Genomic DNA, 5,546 nt, shown 5'->3' on the forward strand with positions numbered 1-5,546 from the left:
AGTGCGTCTGGTCCTTGAGAACTCAACAGCGTGCACATTGTCAATGCCAATTTATTGATTGACCTCGTGCCTGGTCGGCTTGCTGACTGGGTCATGAAGCAATTCCTTTTGGATTGAAGATTGTCAGTAGACAGTCAACAGTCAGAATCAACTCGGTCTGATGCCTTCGGGTGTTGGGTCTGTATTTTTTTACGGAGAGTTTGATCCTGGCTCAGGACGAACGCTGGCGGCGTGCTTAACACATGCAAGTCGAACGATGATGCCCAGCTTGCTGGGTGGATTAGTGGCGAACGGGTGAGTAACACGTGAGTAACCTGCCCCTGACTCTGGGATAAGCGTTGGAAACGACGTCTAATACTGGATATGATCACTGGCCGCATGGTCTGGTGGTGGAAAGATTTTTTGGTTGGGGATGGACTCGCGGCCTATCAGCTTGTTGGTGAGGTAATGGCTCACCAAGGCGACGACGGGTAGCCGGCCTGAGAGGGTGACCGGCCACACTGGGACTGAGACACGGCCCAGACTCCTACGGGAGGCAGCAGTGGGGAATATTGCACAATGGGCGAAAGCCTGATGCAGCAACGCCGCGTGAGGGATGACGGCCTTCGGGTTGTAAACCTCTTTTAGTAGGGAAGAAGCGAAAGTGACGGTACCTGCAGAAAAAGCACCGGCTAACTACGTGCCAGCAGCCGCGGTAATACGTAGGGTGCAAGCGTTGTCCGGAATTATTGGGCGTAAAGAGCTCGTAGGCGGTTTGTCGCGTCTGCTGTGAAATCCCGAGGCTCAACCTCGGGCTTGCAGTGGGTACGGGCAGACTAGAGTGCGGTAGGGGAGATTGGAATTCCTGGTGTAGCGGTGGAATGCGCAGATATCAGGAGGAACACCGATGGCGAAGGCAGATCTCTGGGCCGTAACTGACGCTGAGGAGCGAAAGCATGGGGAGCGAACAGGATTAGATACCCTGGTAGTCCATGCCGTAAACGTTGGGCGCTAGATGTAGGGACCTTTCCACGGTTTCTGTGTCGTAGCTAACGCATTAAGCGCCCCGCCTGGGGAGTACGGCCGCAAGGCTAAAACTCAAAGGAATTGACGGGGGCCCGCACAAGCGGCGGAGCATGCGGATTAATTCGATGCAACGCGAAGAACCTTACCAAGGCTTGACATACACCGGAAACGGCCAGAGATGGTCGCCCCCTTGTGGTCGGTGTACAGGTGGTGCATGGTTGTCGTCAGCTCGTGTCGTGAGATGTTGGGTTAAGTCCCGCAACGAGCGCAACCCTCGTTCTATGTTGCCAGCGGGTTATGCCGGGGACTCATAGGAGACTGCCGGGGTCAACTCGGAGGAAGGTGGGGATGACGTCAAATCATCATGCCCCTTATGTCTTGGGCTTCACGCATGCTACAATGGCCGGTACAAAGGGCTGCGATACCGTAAGGTGGAGCGAATCCCAAAAAGCCGGTCTCAGTTCGGATTGAGGTCTGCAACTCGACCTCATGAAGTCGGAGTCGCTAGTAATCGCAGATCAGCAACGCTGCGGTGAATACGTTCCCGGGCCTTGTACACACCGCCCGTCAAGTCATGAAAGTCGGTAACACCCGAAGCCGGTGGCCTAACCCTTGTGGAAGGAGCCGTCGAAGGTGGGATCGGTGATTAGGACTAAGTCGTAACAAGGTAGCCGTACCGGAAGGTGCGGCTGGATCACCTCCTTTCTAAGGAGCATCTGGTCAGTGCTGGTCGCCCATCATGGGTGGTTGGTTGCTGGTCCAGGCGCCTGTTTCGGACCGAACGTGTCCGACGGGTAGCTCATGGGTGGAACATTGACAGTGCAGTTGGGAGTGATGCTTCCGACCTCAGTACGCTCTGCTTGCAGGGTTGGGACGGGTCGTGGGTGGAGCTGCTGGCTGGTGCACGTTGTTGGGTCCTGAGGGACCAGGCTTCCTACTGTCACGTGAGTGATGGTGGGGGTTGGGCCTACGGGTCCTTCGTCGGGCCAGGGTGAACCTACCGTTGTGGTGGGGGAGTGCTGGTGCCGATCGTATGTTGAGAACTACACAGTGGACGCGAGCATCTTTGATTCGCGTCATCCATGATCAGCCTTCGGGCTGCTGTGGTGTGACGTTGGATCGCAATTTTAATCTTTGTGGTCAAGTTTCTAAGAGCAAACGGTGGATGCCTTGGCATCTGGAGCCGATGAAGGACGTAGAAATCTGCGATAAGCCTCGGGAAGCTGATAATCGAGCTGTGATCCGAGGATTTCCGAATGGGGAAACCCCGCCAGGCGCTTTGCGACCTGGTGACTCCCGCCTGAATATATAGGGCGGGTAGAGGGAACGTGGGGAAGTGAAACATCTCAGTACCCACAGGAAGAGAAAACAACATGTGATTCCGTGAGTAGTGGCGAGCGAAAGCGGATGAGGCTAAACCGATCATGTGTGATAGCCGGCGGGCGTTGCATGGTCGGGGTTGTGGGACACGTCACTCAGTTCTGCCGGACTGGGACGGTTACAGCGCATCATAGTCGAACCGGTTTGAAAGCCGGGCCGTAGTGGGTGCCAGCCCCGTAGACGAAATGGTGTTATGGCCGGATGTGTATCCCAAGTAGCACGGGGCCCGAGAAATCCCGTGTGAATCTGTCAGGACCACCTGATAAGCCTAAATACTCCCAGATGACCGATAGCGGACAAGTACCGTGAGGGAAAGGTGAAAAGTACCCCGGGAGGGGAGTGAAATAGTACCTGAAACCGTTTGCTTACAAACCGTCGGAGCCTCCTTAGTAGGGGTGACGGCGTGCCTTTTGAAGAATGAGCCTGCGAGTTAGTGATATGTGGCGAGGTTAACCCGTGAGGGGCAGCCGTAGCGAAAGCGAGTCTGAATAGGGCGTTTGAGTCGCATGTTCTAGACCCGAAGCGAAGTGATCTATCCATGGCCAGGTTGAAGCGACGGTAAGACGTCGTGGAGGACCGAACCCACTTCAGTTGAAAATGGAGGGGATGAGCTGTGGATAGGGGTGAAAGGCCAATCAAACTTCGTGATAGCTGGTTCTCTCCGAAATGCATTTAGGTGCAGCGTTGCGTGTTTCTCGCCGGAGGTAGAGCTACTGGATGGCCGATGGGCCTCAACAGGTTACTGACGTCAGCCAAACTCCGAATGCCGGTGAGTGAGAGCGCAGCAGTGAGACGGTGGGGGATAAGCTTCATCGTCGAGAGGGAAACAACCCAGACTACCAACTAAGGTCCCTAAGCGTGTGCTAAGTGGGAAAGGATGTGGAGTTGCACAGACAACCAGGAGGTTGGCTTAGAAGCAGCCACCCTTGAAAGAGTGCGTAATAGCTCACTGGTCAAGTGATTCCGCGCCGACAATGTAACGGGGCTCAAGCACACCACCGAAGTTGTAGATTTCGCACTATAGACAAGCCTTCGTGGTTCAGTCGTGCGGAGTGGTAGGAGAGCGTCGTGTGGCGAGTGAAGCGGCGGAGTGATCCAGCCGTGGACGCTACACGAGTGAGAATGCAGGCATGAGTAGCGAAAGACGGGTGAGAAACCCGTCCTCCGAAAGACCAAGGGTTCCAGGGCCAGGTTAATCCGCCCTGGGTAAGTCGGGACCTAAGGCGAGGCCGACAGGCGTAGTCGATGGACAACGGGTTGATATTCCCGTACCGGCGAACAACCGCCCAAGCTAATCCAGTGGTGCTAAGAGTCCTAACCCGGTACAACCGGATCCCTTCGGGGTGATGGTGGCCGGTCTAACGCTCGACCCCATGCTGGTGCGGTTAGCGTATGAACAGGTGTGACGCAGGAAGGTAGCTGAGCCAGGCGATGGTATCCGTAAGGTGAACCTGGTGTAAGGATGTAGGGCTGACGATAGGCAAATCCGTCGTCTGTACGCCTGAGATCCGACGCGTACCCGTAAGGGGAAATCAGTGATCCTATGCTGCCGAGAAAAGCATCGACGCGAGGTTGCAGCCGCCCGTACCCGAAACCGACTCAGGTGGTCAGGTAGAGAATACCAAGGAGATCGAGAGAATCGTGGTTAAGGAACTCGGCAAAATGCCCCCGTAACTTCGGGAGAAGGGGGGCCGGACACGTGACCGGATTTACTCCGTGAGCGTTGAAGGCCGCAGAGACCAGTGGGAAGCGACTGTTTACTAAAAACACAGGTCCGTGCGAAGTCGCAAGACGATGTATACGGACTGACGCCTGCCCGGTGCTGGAAGGTTAAGAGGAAGGGTTAGCCTTTGGGCGAAGCTCTGAATTTAAGCCCCAGTAAACGGCGGTGGTAACTATAACCATCCTAAGGTAGCGAAATTCCTTGTCGGGTAAGTTCCGACCTGCACGAATGGCGTAACGACTTCCCAGCTGTCTCAACCGCGAACTCGGCGAAATTGCACTACGAGTAAAGATGCTCGTTACGCGCAGCAGGACGGAAAGACCCCGTGACCTTTACTACAGTTTGGTATTGGTGTTCGGAGTGGCTTGTGTAGGATAGGTGGGAGACTGTGAAGCGGGCACGCTAGTGTTCGTGGAGTCATTGTTGAAATACCACTCTGGTCACTTTGGATGTCTAACGTAGGACCCTGATCGGGTTCATGGACAGTGCCTGATGGGTAGTTTAACTGGGGCGGTTGCCTCCCAAAGAGTAACGGAGGCGCCCAAAGGTTCCCTCAACCTGGTTGGCAATCAGGTGGCGAGTGTAAGTGCACAAGGGAGCTTGACTGTGAGACTGACAGGTCGAGCAGGGACGAAAGTCGGGACTAGTGATCCGGCAGTGGCTTGTGGAAGCGCTGTCGCTCAACGGATAAAAGGTACCTCGGGGATAACAGGCTGATCTTGCCCAAGAGTCCATATCGACGGCATGGTTTGGCACCTCGATGTCGGCTCGTCGCATCCTGGGGCTGGAGTAGGTCCCAAGGGTTGGGCTGTTCGCCCATTAAAGCGGTACGCGAGCTGGGTTTAGAACGTCGTGAGACAGTTCGGTCCCTATCCGCTGCGCGCGTTGGAAATTTGAGAAGATCTATCCCTAGTACGAGAGGACCGGGATGGACGAACCTCTGGTGTGTCAGTTGTTCTGCCAAGGGCACCGCTGATTAGCTACGTTCGGACCGGATAACCGCTGAAAGCATCTAAGCGGGAAGCCGTCTTCGAGATGAGATTTCCATGCACCTTGAGTGTGAGAGGCTCCCAGCAGACTACTGGGTTGATAGGCCGGATGTGGAAGCGGGGACTAACGACCCGTGGAGCTGACCGGTACTAATAAGCCGAAGACTTGATAACACACTGATTTCCGTGCACTTGTTGCACGGGCTCGCGTCCACTTTGTGGTTCCCGACAGACGATCGGGAATCGAAACTGAATACACCGCTCTGCCCTCTTCACGGAGGGCAGCAGCTGGGACAGCTTTGAGACCAGATCATGGTCGAAGGTGTTCCGGTGGTCATAGCGAGAGGGAAACGCCCGGTCACATTCCGAACCCGGAAGCTAAGCCTCTCAGCGCCGATGGTACTGCAAGGGGGACCTTGTGGGAGAGTAGGACGCCGCCGGACTTAACG

Annotated in this window: 3 rRNA genes; all 3 read left to right on the forward strand. The window is 55.5% G+C overall.

What is annotated here, in order from left to right:
* Positions 1-188: 188 nt before the first annotated feature.
* The 3 genes from DEI98_RS18120 (at position 189) to rrf (ending at position 5,540) form a co-directional block, all read left to right on the forward strand.
* Positions 189-1,710, forward strand: a 16S ribosomal RNA gene (locus DEI98_RS18120).
* A 433-nt stretch (positions 1,711-2,143) separates the two neighbouring features.
* Positions 2,144-5,271 (forward strand): 23S ribosomal RNA (locus DEI98_RS18125).
* Positions 5,272-5,423: 152 nt separating this feature from the next.
* Positions 5,424-5,540, forward strand: a 5S ribosomal RNA gene (gene rrf / locus DEI98_RS18130).
* The 16S, 23S and 5S rRNA genes sit together here, the layout of an rRNA operon.
* Positions 5,541-5,546: the final 6 nt, after the last annotated feature.

This window comes from Curtobacterium sp. MCLR17_034 (genome assembly GCF_003234485.1).
Lineage (GTDB): Bacteria > Actinomycetota > Actinomycetes > Actinomycetales > Microbacteriaceae > Curtobacterium > Curtobacterium flaccumfaciens.